Source organism: Pseudohalocynthiibacter sp. F2068, from assembly GCF_023015645.1.
Lineage (GTDB): Bacteria > Pseudomonadota > Alphaproteobacteria > Rhodobacterales > Rhodobacteraceae > Pseudohalocynthiibacter > Pseudohalocynthiibacter aestuariivivens.
In genome coordinates this window covers 111,693-130,546 of record NZ_JALKAK010000006.1, presented here as the reverse complement: position 1 = coordinate 130,546, position 18,854 = coordinate 111,693, and the positions used below count along the sequence as shown (strand labels likewise).

Genomic DNA, 18,854 nt, shown 5'->3' with positions numbered 1-18,854 from the left:
ATGGACCTCTCATTTCACGGGAAAATCCGTCAAATTAACATCAGAAAATTCCAAAGAGAGTCGTGACGATGAAAACGCATGTCAAAGCACTGGTAGTTGGTGGTGGAGCAGTAGGAAGTTCCATCGCATATCATCTGGCTAAAGCGGGCTGGGAAGATGTGATGCTGTTGGAGCGGGATGAACTGACCTCTGGTTCAACCTGGCACGCCGCAGGTTTGCTGCCGCTGTTCAACATGTCGTATGCGACAACCCATATCCACAAGTATTCTGTGGACTTCTACAAAACGCTTGAGGAAGAGACTGGCCTCAACGCCGGTTTTGCAGTCGTCGGAAACTTGCGAATGGCACAAACGCAGGAGCGTATGGATGAATATATGCTCTATGCGTCAACGGCTGAAACCTGCGAAGTGCCATTCGAATGGTTGACCGCGGATGAAATCAAGGCGCGCTGGCCGCTGATCCGCACAGACGACCTGAAAGGCGCGATCTATCACAATACCGATGGCTACATTAACCCGGCAGATGTGACGCAAGCGATGGCCAAGGGCGCGAGGCAACGCGGAGTAGTGATTGAACGCAAATGGCAGGCGGATGCGTTCCACTGGAACGGCGAAGCCTGGGAAGTGACCTGTACTAAAATGATCGAAAAGGGTGGCAACCTTGTCCCGTCAGACGAACAGATCGTCGTGACAGCCGAACACGTTGTAACCGCCTCCGGCAACCACGCGCAACGCACCGCTAAAATGCTGGGCATCAAGATTCCGGCGATTCCGGTTGAACACCAGTTTATTGTTATGGATCAGGACCCGGAACTGGTGAAATACCGTGCCGAGGGGAATGCGGAGCACCCGGTTATTCGGGATGCAGACGCACAAAGCTACGTGCGCGAAGAACGCGGTGGCTGGATTCTGGGTGTTTATGAGAAAAACGCACCTGCCGTATTTGAGCATGGTGTGCCCGACAGTTTCCGTGCTGACCTGTTCCCGCTCGATCTGGAGCGGATCGAAGAACAATATATGGCGATGATCCACCGTGTTCCCTCGTGCGAAGAAAGCGGCTTGAAAGACGATTTCAACGGCCCGATCTGTTACACCCCTGACGGCAACCCGTTGGTTGGCCCTGCACCGGGTTTGCGCAACATGTGGCTTGCGGAAGGGTTTTCCTTCGGGATCACTGCTGCAGGTGGTACCGGATACTTCCTGGCACAAATGATGGTTGAAGGCGAAGCCGAGATCGACATGGCATCGCTTGATCCGAAACGCTACAGCCAGAACTGGATGACCACCGAGTTTGCAGCGCGAAAGAACGAAGAGTGCTACGATCACGTTTATGTCCTGCACCACCCTGACGAAGAGCGCCCTGCGTGCCGCCCCTTGCGAACTGTTCCAGCCTACGACCGTCATAAAGCGCGTGGCGCACAGTTTGGTTTTGTGAATGGATGGGAGCGCCCCAACTATTTCGGCCCACTGGATGCGCCGGAAAATTTCGACCACGACAGCCGCTCTTTCCGCCGCGGCGAATGGTGGCAATATGCCGTGGAAGAAGCCAAGGCGATCCGCAATGGCGTTGGTCTGATTGATGCATCTGCCTTTACCAAGCACGTTGTTAAAGGCCCAGGTGCCACACAGTTTCTTGACTGGTTCACTTGTAACAAGCTGCCAAAGATCGGCCGTATCAATCTGACCTATGCCCTGACAGACCATGGAACCACCCGCACGGAATACACGATCGTGCGGAATGGCGAGAATAATTACTACCTCGTCTCTGCGGGGGCGTGGACAGAATATGACGCGGACTTCCTGCGTAAAGCGGCCGAAGACAAGATGGATGAATTTGGCTACATCGAAATTCAGGATGTAACGACACAATGGGGTGTTTTCGCCATTGCTGGTCCAAAATCCCGCGATGTTCTGAAAGACGTCATCAAAGACGCTGATCCTGAAACCGCGCTGTCCAACAAGCGGTTCCCATGGCTGTCTGCCAAGCAGATTGAACTTGGCATGTGCCCGGTAAATGCGATCCGCGTTGCGTACACGGGTGAGCTTGGCTGGGAGCTGCACCACCCGATTGAAATGCAGAATTACCTGTTTGATCTGCTTGAAAAAGCGGGCGAAAAACACGGAATGAAACTGGTTGGTGCTCGTGCTCAAAACTGGTTGCGTCAGGAAAAATCCTACCGTGCCTTTGGCAACGAACTTGGCCGTGATGCGAATCCCCTAGAGGCTGATCTGCCGCGGTTTGTTGACCTATCAAAAGAGTTCAATGGCAAAGCAGCGATGGAAAAAACCGGTGTCCGCGTAAAATGCGTGACCTTGCTGATAAATGGCCCATCTGATGCTGATCCATGGGGTCGTGAGGTGCTTTATACACCTGACGGTACCCGCGTGGGTCGCCTGACCTCTGGTGGGTATTCTGTGGCATTCGAAAAATCCATCGGCATGGGGTATGTCAGGCCAGAATATTCTGAAGTCGGAACAAAGCTCAAGGTGCGGCTGCAACGCGAGCTTTGGGATGCGGAGATCGTCGAAGATAGCCCCTATGATCCGAAAAACGCGGTGATCCGTATAGACGGGTAAGTGTCGTTGCGCCCGGAGTCCTCCACGACTCCGGGCGGTTTTAAGTTTCATCCCCCCTAGCTTTGGTGTCGAGGTTGCGCTTTGACATCCCGCGTCCTGTTGGTGTAGCCGCGAAGTTGTAAGTCTTTCTGGAAAGCCGTGTGATGCAGCTTCATCCTCCAACCCCGGGCTTTGCGTCAGGGGCAGTGTTTGTTTCTGCGTCTGCGTGGGGGCTTTACTGGATTCCACTACGGTATCTGGAAAATCAGGGTGTGGACGGTACGTGGGCGATTGCCTTACTAAATTTCCCCGCTGCCTGCGCGCTTGCAGTCGTTGTTTTGTTGCAATGGCGTTCACATAAGGAAAGTCTTGGTAAAGCCGCCGCGATTGGTGCCTTGGCAGGATTCGGTCTGGCGCTTTATGCCTCTGGGTTGGTATATTCGTCCGTCGTGCGCGCAACGCTGCTTTTCTATCTTACACCGGTCTGGGCAACACTGATTGGCATGGTATGGCTTGGCGAAAAAGCATCCTGGCAGCGATGGGCCGCGATCTTAGGTGGCCTCGCAGGTTTGGTGCTTCTGGTGTCAGGCGGTGGTTCTGTCCCTTTCAACATCGGGGATGTGTTCGCACTATTTTCCGGGGTTTTCTGGGCGCTTGGTGCGGCAATGATTATGCGGTTTGATGCAGTGCCTTTGCCGGGAATGACGATGTTTCAATTCGCCTTCACGACACTTGGTGCGCTGGTGCTGGGATATTCTGTCAGCATCGTCGATATACCCCACCCAGACTTAGCAAATCGCCTTATACCTTTTGCGTCTATGATTTCGGTTTTTGCCATCCTGCCCGCGGTTGTTGTTCTTTTCTGGGCGCAAAAGTTTTTGTTTCCGGGGCGGGTTGGCTTGCTTATGATGTCAGAAGTTCTTGTTGCAGTGATCACCGCAAGCCTGTTTTTGCCAGAAGAGCATATGTCGCCAATCGAATGGCTGGGCGCTGTGCTCATCATCGGTGCTTGTCTGTTTGAAGTTCTGCTTACACCGCGTGAGAATTTTTAAGTTGTGCGCCCGCAAAACTGGCGTGCCAAACAAGCTTTTCAATTTAGTGATTTGTCTCCAGGCTCTTTTTTATGTTCAGATAGCAAATCTCTTTTGATTGAAGGAGGCCAGAATGGAACTTTCAGAAGCGGAAATTCAAGTTCTTGCGTCACTGGAAAAGGCGCGTGTCGAAAGCAAAGATACAGATAGGCATTCGCTGGAAGCAGAGGCTGACAGGTTTTGGATTTTCCTTGAAGACTGGTCTGACGCCTATTTCAGCCTTCAGAAAAAGGGCCTGATCGAAGGCGATCAAAAGGGCTACCGCCTAACTGAAAGCGGTCATCCCCTGGCGCAACAATATCACCACCAGCGGCCCGATATGTACTGGTATTATTACCAAAGGTTCTATCAGGCGGCGCGTGCAAGTGCGGCGCATTCAGAGCTTTGCAGGCAGGTTTTCGGTAAGGATTTATGTCAGGAAGGCCAGACAGATATGGCCGCACTTGATGATCTGCTCGAGCTTCTGGATCTCAAACCGGGAGAAGAGGTTTTGGATCTTGGTTGCGGCGCCGGTGTGATTGCGGAACATATTTCTGACCAGAAAGATGTATCTGTCACCGGGCTGGACTACGCCGATCCGGCGATTGCCGAGGCAGTTGAACGAACCAAAGCGAAACGTTCAAAGCTGAAGTTTTTACAAGGCGATATGAATGCACTTGATTTGTCTGAAAACTCCATAGATGCGGTCATTTCGCTTGATACCCTTTATTGGGTTTCAGACCTTGAAAAGACGTTGTCGATGCTGATGATCGCTATGCGCCCGGGTGGTCGAATGGGAATATTCATGAACCATCACATAGCGGACGGCGATGACCAGTCTGAGTTGGCACCTGAGTCTGCCGATCTTTCAAAGGCACTTACCAATCTTGGGGTGTCCTTCACGACCCGTGACTACACGGTTCAGATTGGGGGCTTCTGGCGCAAAAACTGGAAAGCGGCAGCTGACTTGAAGCAAAGGTTTGAGGCCGAGGGCAACGGCTTTATCGCCGAGAGCCTCATTCGCGAAGCTGAAGAGGATTACTTGCCCGATATCAATTCTGGAAAAATCGCGCGCTACCTATACTACGTTCAGTGCTGATCCAGCGTCTGCACTGAATCAACTTTCAGTTCCAAGATGTTGTAATAAATAAAAAATGGTTCCTGATTACCGGGACCAATCTGACTTCAGGACCCTTTTTGGAACTTGTCCCATGCTGCAGTGATCTGCTCGCCAAGTTCGACAGGGTCAAACGGTTTGGTGATCACGTCAATTGCGTCCGTTTTCATCAAGCCTTCTATTGCGGTTTCTTCTGCCTTGACGGTCAAAAATATCGCTGGAGTATTTGCAAATTCCGGCACCTTGTGAAGCTCTCGCAAGGTTTCTTCACCACTCATATTTGGCATCATTGCATCAAGCAAAAACAAATCCGGCGAAAATGCTTTTGCGGTCTCAACTGCCGCGCTACCGGAGGCGCATTGCTCAACAATAAAGTGCCCCACCAATTCAAGTGACAACCGGGTGACGGCGCGCGTGTCTTCGTCATCATCAACATGTAAAATTTTTCTGAGCTGCGCCATGTATCAACTTTCCTTCGAAACGCTTGTTTAACAGGAAGACAGGCTAAGAAGTCTGTTCATTTCCCTTTATTACGATGAAAAAAAATGAATTTTCAAATCAACGATATAATCATTCAACCCTTCACACAACCTTAGAGAGTTTGGGGGCGACGACATACCGCTATCGGCATTGCAGGGGAAGATCAAAAGCCAAATATTCTAGTGGTTTCCAAAGCGACTTGGGCTAAGTGCCGTAACTGTGACGGCGTCGATTTCCGGTTGCTTCCCTTCAATCAGGTCAGCCGCCAGTTTACTTGCCGCTGGTGAGGTTTGAAAGCCGTATCCACCTTGCCCGGCGACCCAGAAAAAATCACTTTGCTTTGGGTCAAATCCAATAACGAGCGATCGGTCCGGTGCGAAGGTACGCAACCCTGCCCAACTGGTTTCAAGGCGTGTGACCGGTTCTGTCACCATCGCCTCGTACCGCGCGAGCCCTTCGGCAAGCACCATGTCGTCCGCCCAGGCATCGTGCGGCTCAACCGGGTCTTCTTCGGCGGGGGACACCAGCAGCTTTCCTGCATCGGGTTTGGAATACCAGCTTTCGCCGGGCCCAAACATCATTGGCCAGCTACTGACATCGTGCCCACCCGGGGCAGGTAAACGTGCCATGGAGCGGCGATAGGGCTGAACGCCAAGCGGTTTAACCCCCGCAAGGTTTGCGACATGGTCAACCCAGGCACCTGCCGCATTCACCAGTAGCCGGGCCTCGTATGTTCCTTTGCTGCTGTCGACCTGCCAGCCGTTTTGGGTGTGTTCAATGGCAGTCACATGCGCATTGGTCAGGATTTCTCCACCATTGCCCCGCGCCTCGCGTGCGAAATTTTGGATCAAAAGGTCTGTATCTATGTCCCAGGCTTCGGCGTGGTAGCCAAACTGTGTCGCGGTTGCAGGGTTCAGGATCGGGACATGTGCCAGCGCCTCATCCCGGCTGATCCGCGTCATTTCCATGATTTCACAATCTCTGGCAAACAGATCTTCCTGTTCCACGCCACCCAGCAAAAGCATGCCGCGCGGTGATAGAACTCCGCCGTTTGCGTCGCGATGATACGTGTAGCTCGCTTTGTTCAGCGCCACGGTGCTGGGCAAACCATACGTGCCTTCAAACATTGCAGCGGACCGGCCAGAGGCGTGGTAGCCAAGCCCGGATTCACCCTCAAGCAATGTTACAGTTCCCAGATGCGACAGGCGGGCAGCAGCGGATATTCCGGCAATACCGCCGCCAATAATCAAGAAATCGCGCATCAGGCTTCTTCCAGTCGATCTGTCGCAGGAGGTGGAGTAGGGGATAGGTCACACATTCTTTGGTAAAGCGCATCAGACATTTCAAATTTGCCCGCTGATAAAGAAGGACGCAGCTGTTCAACGGATCTCGCGCTGATGATCGGTGCCGTGACCGCAGGGTTCTGCGCGACCCATGCTACGGCAAGCGTTGCCGGATGCTGGCCAACCTCTGCGGCCAGTTCTTTCAATGCGCTTGCCGCCTCATGCATCCAATCGGGGCTGTAACGCTTTGTGTAGCTGCTGTCATCAAGCAGGCGCCCACCTTCACCTCTCGCATATTTCCCGGTGAGCAATCCGCCGCCCAGTGGAGAATAGGGTGCAATGGCAATGCTTTCGGACAAAGCCATCGGAAGAATCTCAACCTCTGCCTGACGTTTTACGAGGTTATACATTGGCTGCAATATCGAGATCGGCAGATCAAACTCTGCGGCAACATTTGCGGCCTTCATGACCTGCCATGCCGAAAAATTCGACAATCCGACATATCGAATTTTTTCTGCATCACGCAGCGTGGCCAACGCCTCAAAACTTTCCGCCAGTTCTGTATCGCCGTCCCATTTATGTAGGTAAAGAATATCAACCATATCCATGCCAAGCCGCGCCCGGCTTTTGTCAAACTGCGCGTTTATGTTGGCGGCACCTGCGCCATCTTTCCACGCACATTTGGTCGCGATAATCAGTTTCTCTCGCTCTGGCCCAGCGAACTTTCCAAGCAAGGTTTCAGAGGCGCCATCGGTGTACACATAAGCGGTGTCGAAAAAGTTTATTTCCGCCACGCGGCAGGCATCATACATACCGCGTGATTCATCGGCACTGGCTTTGCCGCCAAACTGCATAGCGCCAAAACAAAGTGCAGAGGGCGCGGTTCCATCGGGACTGGTGAGCAGGTTTTTCATGGAGAGAAACTGGCACGCACCGAAGCAAAGGAAAAGCCCAATTTATGCTTGAACGAGGTAACAAGCCGCAGCGCTCTCTTGTCTGGACCAACGCGATAGCCTAGACCGGGCAAAATTAGAGAATTCGCAAGGATATCGCTGCTCATGCGCCTGACCCGCTACTTTCTTCCCGTGCTGAAAGAAAACCCTTCAGAAGCGTCAATTGTTAGCCACCGCTACATGCTGCGCGCTGGCATGATCAAACAGTCAAGCGCCGGTATCTATTCCTGGTTACCGCTTGGATTCAAAGTGCTGAAGAACATCGAAAACATCGTGCACGAAGAACAAATTCGTGCCGGGCATATCCCGATGCTGATGCCAACGATACAGCCTGCGGACCTCTGGCGTGAAAGCGGTCGTTACGAAGACTATGGCGAAGAAATGCTGCGGATCAAAGACCGGCACGGGCATGACATGTTGTTTGGCCCCACCAACGAAGAGATGATCACTGATATCTTTCGCGCGCATGTTGGCAGCTACAAAGACCTGCCACTAACGCTTTATCACATTCAGTGGAAATTCCGCGATGAACGCCGCCCACGGTTTGGTGTGATGCGGGGCCGTGAGTTTTACATGAAAGACGGCTATAACTTCGACCTTTCAAAAGAAGATGCTTTGCACGCCTACAACCGCCATTTGGTCAGCTACCTTCGGACCTATGAACGTATGGGTTTGCAGGCCATACCTATGCGCGCTGATTCAGGGCCAATTGGCGGCGATGACACGCACGAATTTCTGGTCCTCGCCGATACCGGAGAAAGCGAAGTTTTCTACGACAGCGCGATCACTGACCTGAAATTTGGCGACCGCGAGATAGACTATGACTCGGTCGAGCAATGCCAAAATGTTCTTGAAGAATTCACCTCTCGCTATGCCCGCACAGATGAAACTCATGACGAAGCTGCCTTTGCCAATGTGCCGGAAGAACGCCGCCGCTCTGCGCGAGGCATCGAGGTTGGGCAGATTTTCTATTTCGGCACGAAGTATTCCGAGTCGATGGGGGCAACAGTCATCAACGATAAGCAGGAGCAGATTCCGGTTCATATGGGCAGTCACGGGATTGGCGTCAGCCGTCTGGTCGGCGCGATTATTGAGGCCAGCCATGACGACAAGGGCATAATCTGGCCCGAAGGCGTGACTCCGTTCCATTGTGGGATTGTGAACCTCAAGCAGGGCGATGCAGAGGCAGATGCCGCATGTGAAGCACTATATAGCGCACTTGAGTCTCACGGACTTGAGCCGCTTTATGATGACCGCAACGAACGCGCGGGCGGAAAATTCGCAACGATGGATCTGATTGGCTTGCCGTGGCGGATCACCGTCGGCCCACGCGGATTGAAAAACGGGGTAGTTGAGTTGACCAGCAGGAGAACCGGGGAAAGCCAAGAAATGGCACCGGACGCGGCAGTTGCGCGCGTCGCCGAAATTTACGCAAACCTCTGAGTATGGTCCAAGAGTTTTATCAAAACTCTTGTCAAAATCTTTTGCAAAGATTTTGGGGCCTCGTGGGCGGGGAAATTTGCCCACCTGCAGCTCTCGGACTTGACCCCGGGCGTCTGCCCCCACAGACTTTGTACAACAAAAACGGAGAGCAGTTTTGACCGGCCCTTTCGCACGTTTTGAATGGTTGATCGCATGGCGATATCTGCGCGCACGCCGCACCGAAGGCGGGGTCAGCGTTATGACCTGGATATCGTTGATCGGTATTATGCTGGCTGTCGCCGCCCTGATCATCACCATGGCCGTGCGTGCCGGGTTCCGCGCGGAATTTGTTGATACAATTCTTGGCGCGAACGCGCATGTCACCCTCTACAACTCTTCTATCGTGACCGAAACCGGCCAGATCACGCGGGTTATTGATGACTACGCAGAAAAAGCTGAAGCTGTAAGGGCGGTCCCCGGCGTTGTTCGTGCAGCCCCTCTGGTTAAGGGTCAGGTCATGGCCAACAACCAAAGCTACAACATTGGTGTTCAGGTCTTCGGCATTGCGCTTGAGGACCTTAAGGGGATACCGCGGATCGCGGATGCAAATACCGGGCAGGGCGATATAGCGCGGTTTGACGAGGGGATCGCACTTGGCGCGGGTGTCGCAACTGACCTTGGTGTTGGGATCGGTGGCCGAATCAGGCTGATCTCTCCCAATGGCGTGCGCACTGCGATGGGCACCAGCCCGCGCGTTAAGGCCTATGAGGTTGTCTATATCTTTTCTGCGGGCCGCTATGACATCGACCATACCCGCGTCTATATGCCGTTCGCCGAAGCGCAGAGTTATTTCAACCGCGAGGGTTTGGCGGATGAACTTGAAATCATGGTTGAAAATCCCGAACTCGTCGATGAACTGAACGCCGATTTGATGAAAGCAGGGGGCGAGCGAACGCTGCTCTGGACATGGCGGGATGCCTCGGGCTCTTTCCTGCGTGCGCTTGATATCGAAGATACGGTGATGTTCGTTCTGATGGCGGTTCTTGTGCTTATCGCTTCGCTCAACATCATTTCGGGTCTTGTGATGCTTGTGAAAAACAAGGGCCGCGACATCGGGATTTTGCGAACCATGGGCCTTACGGAAGGGTCCGTCTTGCGGGTGTTCTTTATCTGTGGCGCGCTTGTCGGGCTGATTGGCACTCTATTGGGTGTGGTTCTTGGGTGCCTGTTTGCAGTCTATTTCGACATGATCCTCGCTTTTGTGAACAGCGCGACAGGTGGCGAAGTCTGGGATGCATCCGTTCGTGGTATCTACAGGCTCCCGGCCAAGCTCATGCTGGGGGATGTGCTTGCCGCAGTTGCCCTGTCACTTGGTTTGTCCTTTGTTATCACGCTTTTCCCCGCACGCCGCGCTGCACGGATGAACCCGGTAGAGGCGCTGCGTTATGAGTAATGCCGTTTTGGAACTTGAAGGTATCAGCAAAGCCTACAACAAGGGAAAGATCAGTGAAGTTTCCGTACTTAAAGGTGCAGATCTCAAACTAAGCGAAGGCGAGATCGTTGCCCTTGTTGCTCCTTCCGGGGCTGGCAAATCGACCCTTTTGCATATCGCCGGATTGTTAGACACGCCTGACAGTGGCGTCATTCGCATTGCGGGCGAGGAGGTGGCGCATCTTTCAGATCGCCGTCGCACGGCGATACGGCGGGCGGGTGTCGGGTTTATCTATCAGTTTCACCACCTGTTGCCGGAATTTTCGGCGCTTGAAAATATCGTTCTGCCGCAGCTTGCCAATGGCACGGCGCAAGCTGCTGCAGAGGCGCATGCGACCAGCCTGCTGAGCCGCGTCGGGATTGCAGAGCGGGCGCATCACCGCCCCGCAGAACTTTCTGGCGGAGAACAGCAGCGCGTTGCCTTTTGCCGCGCACTTGCCAATCAGCCGCGTCTTTTACTGGCGGACGAGCCTACGGGAAACCTTGATCCTGAAACCTCGGATCAGGTCTTTGGAACATTGGTGGAACTTGTCCGCGAAACGGGTTTGTCAGCCTTGATCGCCACACATAACCTTGACCTTGCCGCCCGGATGGACCGGGTGATGCATTTGGAGCATGGGGTGCTCGTCTAACTTTTTTCAAGGCAAATGCCGAAGGATATGAAATGCCCGAAGTAACGCTAGATCAAATAGAAACAGCAACGCACGCGGCCCTGACCTATCATGGGGCAGAACCCTGGATTGCGACAGAGGTTGCACGCGCCGTTCGCGCTGCTGAATCCGTCGGCAACAAAATCTGCGGGCTTTACTATCTTGAAAGCTATTGCCAACAACTCAAATCCGGCCGCGTTAAAGGTGATGTGGAACCAGTTGTCAGCCGTCCGCGGCCCGGCGCAATTTCTGTCGATGCGCGCTATGGTTTTGCACAACCTGCCTTTGCACGTGCATTGCCGCAAGCGCTTGATGCTGCGCGTGAAAATGGCACCGCGACACTTGCCATCTGTCATGCCCACACCTGCACGTCGCTTGGTTACTTCACAGAACAGATCGCGCGTGCGGGCCTTATCGGGATTGGGTTTACCAATGCATCGCCCATCGTGGCCCCGCCGGGTGGAAAGACCCGGATCATTGGCACAAATCCAATCGCTTTTTCAGCACCGGACGGGCAGGGCGGTATCGCGATGCAGTTTGACCAGTCAACCACCACGGTTGCGCTTGGCAAAATTACCATGGCCAAGGCCGCGGGTGAGGCTATCCCATTAGGTTGGGCCGTAGATGCGAACGGTGAGCCGACCACTGATCCCGCCGCAGCCATTGCCGGTTCCTTGGTCTCAACGGGCGGCTACAAAGGCTGGGGCTTTGGCCTGATGGCCGAGCTGCTGGCGGCGGGTATGACCGGTGGCGTCGTTTCGCGTGATGTAAAACCGCTGAAAGCCCCCGAGGGGCCGCCGCATGACCTTGGCCAGTTCTACATCCTGATGGACCCCGATGTGTCCGGTGCATTCTTTGACCGGATGGCGCAGGTGCAGGCCGCGATTGACGCCGAAGAAGGCGCGCGCATGCCCGGGGCTGGCAAAAAGCCAATGCAGGTCATAGCTGTTGAAGACAATGTTTGGGAATTGGTGCAATCGCTGGCACGATAAAGAAGTGCATCGTATTTTGGCCACGATAGCCCGATACCCAAAAGGTAGCGCTATCTGATGCGGATCAATGTTGCGCCCGGATGGTTGTGCGAGAGTGATTGAACAAAACAGAAATAGGAGACGTGTTGTGGCGACTGGAAAATATCTGACTTTGCTCTTTGCGGCGTGCCTTGCAGGACCAGCGGTAGCCCAGGACGCGGAAGACGGCCAAGCACTTTACTTGCGCCACTGTGTAAGTTGTCACGGGGCAGAGGCGCTGGGCAGCGGCCCGATGGCACCGGTTCTTCTTGTTCAGCCAGCGAACCTCAGACAGCTTGCCGCAACAAACGATGGCGTCTTTCCGACCGAACGGGTTGTTGCACGTATCGATGGGCGTGACCCGTTGGTCAGTCACGGCAGTTCGATGCCCGTTTATGGGGATTTCTTTGAAGGCGATGATACAGCCGTGAAAACACCCGCGGGTCAACCGATCCTGACCAGTGCGCCAATCGCTGATTTGCTGGCCTACCTCGAAACGTTGCAGACAGAATAACGCGGGAAACGAAGGGGCGCAGGTATGAAGTATTTGGCAGGAATTGTGGGTCTGGGATTTATTGCCGCCTGCACCGTAGACGCAATGCCGGAACCTTATGAAGGGCAGGCGTTATATGATGACAACTGCGCGATCTGCCATGGTGCGTCGGGTCGGGGGGACGGTGCTGTTTCCGATGTCACAGGAACCGCACCCAAGGATCTAACACAAATCGCGCTGCGCAACGGCGGGGTTTTTCCACGGGCAGAGGTGCTGTCGATGATCGACGGTTATCACCGCGAGGCGCTACCGGGGCCGAACATGCCTGAATTCGGTGCGCTGTTACGGGGCGAGCAGGTGCCTGTTGATACGGGCGATGGGGTGATGACCCCAACCCCAAGGCCGCTTGCCGCACTTATGATCTATCTTGAAAGCATTCAGGACGGTTAAGTCCCTCGTTAGGCCAGTTGCGTTACAAACACTCCAACCGCCATGATGCCGATGCCCGCCGCGCGGGTCAGCGACAGGGGCGAGATTTGCGCCCCAAACAGCCCCAGATGGTCAATGGCAGCGGCAGAGATCAACTGCCCCAGCAGCACAAAGAACACCGCATTGCCAACGCCGAATTTTGGTGCGGCCCATGTGATGGTCAGCACGTAGAATGCAACCAGCAGCCCCGCCAGAAACAGGTGCTTTGGCGCGCCGACCGCGTGTTTCAACGGGCCGGGACCTGCGAACATCAGAACAATACCTGTGCCCAGCAAAGCCACGCAAAACAGGATCATCGCCGCCGCAACCGGCGAGCCGAGCCGTTGCCCAAGGGCTGCATTGAGTGCCGCAAGTATCGGAACGCCAAAGCCAGCAAGCAGCATGGTAAGCGCGTAAAACATGGTGGGGGGCATGGCAGACTCCGAATTGGTTTGCCGTAAATTGGGTGAAACCCGCGTTTTGTTCAAGGCGGAAACGGCAGGGCCAGATAAGCAGCTTGTGATTTCTGTTAACCCATCGCTGCCTTTGAGGAAGCAACAGGCCCGCCCACGCCCCCCACGGGGGCGGGCCCATGATCTTGCCAGAGGCAAGATCATGGTTGGCTAGTCTTCAATAGTATCCTCAAGCTGGTGAGACGCGGCTGAAGAATTTCCTAAATACCATCCAACAGATAATGAAATGAGGATTAGTAAAACGTAAACCAAAATCTCGTCTCTATTACGTACCCAGAAACTTCGATTTTTTTTCTCGTTACTTTACTTGATAACAAATAGGCGATCACTCTTAAAACAGGCCAAATTAGAAGAAGCGTTAGAATTGAAGCTAGAAAGAAAAGAATGACAAATTCGGTGTCAGCAGTACTTTCCCCGAAAAAGTTGGCGAGATAATTATAGAAAACACTTACAATCAGAACAAAACACACCCTAGAGACGAGGTCGCCCAGCGGATGTCTCCACCAAACCCATATCGATTTGAAGTAATCTAGTGAGTTTATAATTGTTAAAACAACGGCCTCTTGTTCGCGAGTTGAATTGATTGAAACTCCCACATCGCTCAATTCCATTGTGATGCCATCAAATTCAAATTTATAAGGAGAGCTGATATTATTAGCGTTTTTCATTATTTCGCTAACACCTACGTAGACTATAGAATTACTTTCACACTCTACGATTTCTGGGTCTTCAGCGCTGTCTGAAATTATTCCAACAATATCTTCCACAGAGATTTGAATGGATCGAAGGGGTCCATAAACGTATTTGCTAGGCGGAACAGTCCTCAAACATCCAGCTCCTCAACGAACTGGGCGTTTTCCTGAATGTACTGAAACCGCATCTCGGGTTTTTTGCCCATCAGGCGTTCCACCAGATCGCTGGTTTCGCCCGGCTCGTCCTCGTCTATCGACACGCGGATCAGCTTGCGGGTTTCGGGATTCATCGTGGTGTCTTTCAGGTCTTTTGCGTCCATCTCGCCCAAACCCTTAAAGCGTGACACGTCGATCCGGCCCTTGCCGCCCAGCCCCTTGGCCAGCGCCGCCTCTTTTTCCAGCTCATCGGTGCAGTAAACGCGCTTTGCGCCCTGGGTCAGGCGAAACAACGGCGGGCAGGCCAGGTAAAGGTGCCCCTTGTCGATCATCGGGCGCATCTGGGTAAAGAAGAACGTCATCAGCAACGCCGCAATATGCGCCCCGTCAACATCCGCATCGGTCATGATGATGATCTTGTCATAGCGCAGATCATCAACGTTGAACTTGGTGCCGATCCCAACGCCAAGCGCCTGACATAAATCATTAATCTCGGCGTTCGTGCCAATTTTTGACGAAGCCGCCCCAAGCACGTTCAGGATTTTTCCGCGCAGCGGCAGCAGCGCCTGTGTCTTCCTGTCCCGCGCCATTTTGGCCGATCCACCGGCAGAATCCCCCTCGACGATGAACAGCTCTGTCCCCTCGCGGTTGGTGGCCGAACAATCGGTCAGCTTGCCGGGCAGGCGCAGCTTTTTCGTGGCTGACTTGCGTGCGGTTTCCTTTTCCTGACGGCGGCGCAGGCGCTCCTCGGATTTCAGCACCAGATAATCAAGGATCGCGCCTGCGGCCTTGGTGTTGCCTGCAAGCCAGTTGTCAAAATGGTCACGAACCGAATTTTCGACCAGCCGCTGTGCCTCGGTCGTCGCAAGGCGGTCTTTGGTCTGGCCCACAAACTCCGGTTCGCGGATGAAACAGCTGACCAGTGCGCAGCCGCCATTCATGATATCGTCACGGGTAATCTGGCTGGCTTTGCGATTGTTCACCAACTCGCCATACGCGCGGATACCCTTTAGTATCGCCGCCCAGAACCCGGCCTCATGTGTGCCGCCCTCGGGCGTAGGCACTGTGTTACAATAGCTTTGGATGAACCCGTCGCGTGACGGGGTCCAGTTGATCGCCCATTCGACAGATCCGGCGGTGTCAGCGCCAAATTTCTCGGCAAACTGCACTTTCCCGGCAAAGGGCGTGTCTGCATAGGCGGTAGAGCCATTCATCCGTTCGTTCAGGTAATCCGCCAGCCCGCCCGGAAAGTGGAACACGGCCTCGGTCGGGGTTTCACCATCATCAATTGCGCTTTTCCAGCGGATTTCAACGCCGGAGAACAAGTAGGCCTTGGAGCGCACCATGGTAATCATGCGTTTGGGTTTGAACCTGTGATGGCCGAAAATCTGCTCATCCGCGTGGAACGTCACCATCGTGCCACGGCGGTTCGGGGCGGCGCCAATCTTTTCGATCGGGCCATCTGGTATGCCACGTGAAAACTGCTGCATGTAGAGTTCTTTGTTCCGCGCCACTTCGACACGCATGTAGTCTGACAAGGCATTTACGACGGATGCGCCAACCCCGTGCAGACCGCCAGATGTCTGATAGGCCTTGCCGCTGAACTTACCACCCGCGTGAAGAGTGCAAAGAATAACTTCAAGCGCTGATTTGTCAGGAAACTTGGGATGCGGGTCTACCGGGATACCCCGGCCATTATCGCGGATCGTGACAGAATAATCTTCGTTCAGCTCGACCTCAAGCCGGTTGGCGTGCCCGGCGACAGCCTCGTCCATGGAGTTATCGAGCACCTCGGCCACCAGATGGTGCAACGCACGTTCATCGGTGCCACCGATGTACATACCGGGGCGTTTGCGGACGGGCTCCAGCCCCTCCAGAACCTCGATAGAAGACGCGTCATATGCAGTTTCCGGTTCATTTTCCCGAAGTAGGTCGTCGGCCATGTTTTGCTGCTCTTTTATTGGCTGTTTCGAGGATAATAGAACATCCCATTGGGGCAAGCCATGTGATTTTCACAAAATATGCTGTTTTACGGCGCTATGCCCATAGGTAAATGCATTCTTTTATGTTTTGCTTGGCGCGTTCACACTCCAAAGCAAGACTCCACCGAAATGGACCTTCAGAAATCTACGTTTCTCTGTCGCTAGAAGGGCGCACCAGGCAGAGTTGCCAGAAACCGATCAAGGTCTGCGAAGTGGCGCTGGCCGGGTCGGATTGAACGGATCGAAAGGTTTTTTCGGGACCGGCCGACCTCTGGGCGGCAATGGTGAACGTGGACGCGGTGGAATCTGCGTTCGTGGGGGTGGAAACGGCCTTAAACCTGAATTTGGCGGAGGACCGAATTTATACGGTCCCATTCCCGGACCCGCACCGCCACCGGGAGGAGAACCACCAGTGGGTGGGCGCCCCCGCGCACCGCCGCCGCGTCGTGCGCAGGAATCAAGAAGCTGCTGCGCACCCTGCATTAATCCGGGTGGCATGTGAGCGAGAGGCCCCATTCCTGACCCGATAGAGATTGCCAGGGAACCGAGACCGCATAGCAGTTGCCGGGCGCGCAAACTGAGAGAGGATTGTTGCGCATTTAAGTCAGTAGTTTCAGCGCCTCCCTGATGTGAGCCGTCCTCCATCTGGTCCTGTGTTCTGCCCGTAACCACGTCTATACCCCACCAGCCGACAGTGGGTGTGTTCCCAAGCGTGACTGGCCGGGTGGGAACAATCACCGCCATATTTGCAGCCATGTCGGTGTTCAGTCGCGTCAACGCTTCGTCTGACAAGGAAAGCCCGTTTTGCATTGCAACGTCAGCAGGGGCTAGTGTGTTGACCTCTATCTGATCGGATGCTGCGACATTAAACACGTCTCCGACGCTGATGCTTGTCATCGGTCCGTCTGCAATTGCCCACGCGGTTAACGCAACGGTCAAACGTTCGACTTCGTGATCAAGAATGCCGTCAAAAACCCGTTCATAAGGGCCAATCGCATCTGCGTCCTTTGCGATTACGCGTCGCGATTTCAGCGCATGGTCAATTGCAAAGGCACTTGGTGGGCCATCGGCGTCCTCTGGGTCGCTGCCAATATAGGTCAGGAACATGAGGTTTGGTCCAGACGGGTAAGAGATGATATCTGTCATGTCAAAGCTCATAGAAGGCACCGTTTCCCGAAGATAGCCGTAGAAATCTAGGATCAAAGCGCCGGCAGCAGCCGAAGCGCGGTTCGGGTCATTACTGGTCAAAGCCTCCATCCGTCTATGCTGCAGGCTTGCTGGCGAGAACCCTGTGGTAACGGTAAAGGCGCGCAGCGTGTCTGCCCAGTCTGCCTCTACCGCAGGCAGTTCCGCGTAACTTGGGTTTCCGGCGATCCGTGCAGCGTGACCTATCCGGTCATAAACTTCATGGCGAACCGTTTGCATCGCACCTGTGGGGTCAACGAATGTCAAAGACAGCCATTCTGCAACCAATTCGGTCGGTTGCTCATTTGACAGCGCTGTTGACAGGGAGTTCAGACCGCCAAAAAGTCCGCCGCCACCGCTGCTTCCGCTATCGGCTTCTACTTCGACGACCAGTTCTACCGGCTCCCCTTCAATCCTTTGGTCGCCAGCAATAAGAACGGGTGTGAAACTATCGTTTACGCCCTGTGCGAAGGTTGTCACGCCGCTTTGACCGGGTTGTTCGTGTATCAGAAGGAAGGCGGTCCCCGAGATATCTGCGGTAAGGGCTGAAAACGAAAAGTTTGTGTGCGTTGTTGGTACGCCATCCTTGACGGTTTCCGTATCAAGCGAGATTTCGACGCGATGAAATGCGGTTTCAGGAAGCTTTTCGACGGAACCGGATTGTTCGCAATGCGTTTCTCCGATTGGCCCGGCGAATGCTGGGTCAAAGTCTGTCCATCCTTCCGCATCGCGCATCTGAACCCAGATATGATCGGATACTGTTTCGCGAAGTTCGTCCTGAACAGAAGGGGAATCTTGGTTAAATATAACATTGGCACCAGTCAAATGCTCTTCGACAAAGATGTAGGTCGCTGATACCCGATCTGCGAACTGATCAATAACTGCTGTTTCGCCCTCTTCGACAAAAATCTCCAGGTTCGGCGACTCTTCCAGAGATACCGTTGGGTTTGCGATTGAGGCGATAAGTGCCTCTGACTTGTCTACGCCAAGGCGACATTGCGCCAGCCGTGTCTCAAACCCTGCGTCACGCAGCAGATTGGAAAGCAGCAGGCTTTGGTCGTAACTATTCCCTGCGCGACTTTGAAGCGCACCATTTGCGCCACGCAAAACACCGGGGTAGGCGTGAAACGCAACATTCTCAGCAACAAATTTATAAAGTGATTCTGGTTCCGCAGAGTGTTCTTGTAATACATCCTCAATCGACAAAATCTGAGGTTGCAAAGCAGCGTCGCCCGAAGTTTGTGCCAATCCCGAACCGCCCGAATTCACAAAGCAGAACATTGCAAACATCAACGGGTGTTTCAGAGAGTGAATACGCAAGGTGCTTTCCTTCTGGATGTTCGGTTGGGGGCCCTAATTAAAGTTTCTATAGTC

Annotated in this window: 17 protein-coding genes; 10 read left to right on the top strand and 7 right to left on the bottom strand. The window is 53.9% G+C overall.

The window, feature by feature from the left end; all coding sequences use genetic code 11:
- The first annotated feature begins 68 nt into the window (after positions 1-68).
- The 3 genes from MWU63_RS09185 to MWU63_RS09175 all read left to right on the top strand — a co-directional run bounded on the left by MWU63_RS09185 (position 69) and on the right by MWU63_RS09175 (position 4,724).
- Positions 69-2,576, top strand: a complete 2,508-nt coding sequence (locus tag MWU63_RS09185; protein ID WP_213887621.1) for an FAD-dependent oxidoreductase — start codon at positions 69-71, stop codon at positions 2,574-2,576.
- Between the two features lie 143 nt (positions 2,577-2,719).
- Positions 2,720-3,607, top strand: a complete 888-nt coding sequence (locus MWU63_RS09180; protein ID WP_213887622.1) for a DMT family transporter — start codon at positions 2,720-2,722, stop codon at positions 3,605-3,607.
- Positions 3,608-3,719: 112 nt separating this feature from the next.
- Complete coding sequence (locus MWU63_RS09175; protein ID WP_213887623.1) at positions 3,720-4,724, top strand: class I SAM-dependent methyltransferase; 1,005 nt, start codon at positions 3,720-3,722, stop codon at positions 4,722-4,724.
- Positions 4,725-4,810: 86 nt separating this feature from the next.
- On the opposite strand, the gene MWU63_RS09170 is transcribed toward MWU63_RS09175, so the two are convergent.
- The 3 genes from MWU63_RS09170 to MWU63_RS09160 form a co-directional block, all read right to left on the bottom strand.
- The gene (locus MWU63_RS09170) at positions 4,811-5,203 is read right to left on the bottom strand and encodes a response regulator (protein ID WP_213887624.1); all 393 of its coding nucleotides are present in this window, start codon (positions 5,201-5,203) and stop codon (positions 4,811-4,813) included.
- A 198-nt stretch (positions 5,204-5,401) separates the two neighbouring features.
- Positions 5,402-6,484 carry an FAD-binding oxidoreductase gene (locus MWU63_RS09165; protein WP_213887625.1) on the bottom strand — a complete coding sequence of 361 codons (1,083 nt, stop codon included), beginning with the start codon at positions 6,482-6,484 and terminating at the stop codon, positions 5,402-5,404.
- Entirely contained in the window at positions 6,484-7,419 is a 936-nt protein-coding gene (locus MWU63_RS09160; protein WP_213887626.1) for an aldo/keto reductase, read from the bottom strand. Before MWU63_RS09160 ends, MWU63_RS09165 begins: the two co-directional genes overlap by 1 nt.
- Before the next feature lie 144 nt (positions 7,420-7,563).
- Here MWU63_RS09160 and proS point away from each other — a divergent pair, with 144 nt between their 5' ends.
- From proS to MWU63_RS09130, 6 genes are all read left to right on the top strand, one after another.
- On the top strand, positions 7,564-8,901 hold the full coding sequence (gene proS / locus MWU63_RS09155; RefSeq protein WP_213887627.1) for a proline--tRNA ligase: 1,338 nt from the start codon (positions 7,564-7,566) through the stop codon (positions 8,899-8,901).
- A gap of 154 nt (positions 8,902-9,055) precedes the next feature.
- The gene (locus MWU63_RS09150) at positions 9,056-10,333 is read left to right on the top strand and encodes a lipoprotein-releasing ABC transporter permease subunit (RefSeq protein ID WP_247077631.1); all 1,278 of its coding nucleotides are present in this window, start codon (positions 9,056-9,058) and stop codon (positions 10,331-10,333) included.
- Positions 10,326-11,003: an ABC transporter ATP-binding protein gene (locus MWU63_RS09145; RefSeq protein ID WP_213887629.1), complete on the top strand. Its 678-nt coding sequence runs from the start codon at positions 10,326-10,328 to the stop codon at positions 11,001-11,003. Before MWU63_RS09150 ends, MWU63_RS09145 begins: the two co-directional genes overlap by 8 nt.
- Before the next feature lie 32 nt (positions 11,004-11,035).
- Positions 11,036-12,013 (top strand): Ldh family oxidoreductase, encoded by a 978-nt coding sequence (locus tag MWU63_RS09140; RefSeq protein WP_247077630.1) that lies wholly within the window; start codon positions 11,036-11,038, stop codon positions 12,011-12,013.
- A 127-nt stretch (positions 12,014-12,140) separates the two neighbouring features.
- Positions 12,141-12,545, top strand: a complete 405-nt coding sequence (locus MWU63_RS09135) for a c-type cytochrome (RefSeq protein WP_247077628.1) — start codon at positions 12,141-12,143, stop codon at positions 12,543-12,545.
- A 24-nt stretch (positions 12,546-12,569) separates the two neighbouring features.
- Positions 12,570-12,974 (top strand): cytochrome c, encoded by a 405-nt coding sequence (locus MWU63_RS09130; RefSeq protein WP_247077626.1) that lies wholly within the window; start codon positions 12,570-12,572, stop codon positions 12,972-12,974.
- Between the two features lie 8 nt (positions 12,975-12,982).
- Here the strand turns inward: MWU63_RS09130 and MWU63_RS09125 are convergent, their stop codons facing one another.
- Positions 12,983-13,426, bottom strand: coding sequence for a DMT family transporter (locus tag MWU63_RS09125; protein WP_213887633.1), 444 nt, complete (start codon positions 13,424-13,426; stop codon positions 12,983-12,985).
- On the opposite strand from MWU63_RS09125, the gene MWU63_RS09120 reads away from it, so the two are divergent.
- Positions 13,425-13,619 carry a hypothetical protein gene (locus tag MWU63_RS09120; protein WP_213887634.1) on the top strand — a complete coding sequence of 65 codons (195 nt, stop codon included), beginning with the start codon at positions 13,425-13,427 and terminating at the stop codon, positions 13,617-13,619. The two genes, MWU63_RS09125 and MWU63_RS09120, sit on opposite strands and share 2 nt — an antisense overlap.
- A gap of 79 nt (positions 13,620-13,698) precedes the next feature.
- Here the strand turns inward: MWU63_RS09120 and MWU63_RS09115 are convergent, their stop codons facing one another.
- From MWU63_RS09115 to MWU63_RS09105, 3 genes are all read right to left on the bottom strand, one after another.
- Positions 13,699-14,232: a hypothetical protein gene (locus MWU63_RS09115; RefSeq protein WP_213887635.1), complete on the bottom strand. Its 534-nt coding sequence runs from the start codon at positions 14,230-14,232 to the stop codon at positions 13,699-13,701.
- A 56-nt stretch (positions 14,233-14,288) separates the two neighbouring features.
- Positions 14,289-16,256 carry a DNA topoisomerase IV subunit B gene (parE, locus tag MWU63_RS09110; RefSeq protein ID WP_213887636.1) on the bottom strand — a complete coding sequence of 656 codons (1,968 nt, stop codon included), beginning with the start codon at positions 16,254-16,256 and terminating at the stop codon, positions 14,289-14,291.
- Positions 16,257-16,493: 237 nt separating this feature from the next.
- Positions 16,494-18,800, bottom strand: coding sequence for a transglutaminase domain-containing protein (locus MWU63_RS09105; RefSeq protein WP_213887637.1), 2,307 nt, complete (start codon positions 18,798-18,800; stop codon positions 16,494-16,496).
- Positions 18,801-18,854 lie beyond the last annotated feature (54 nt).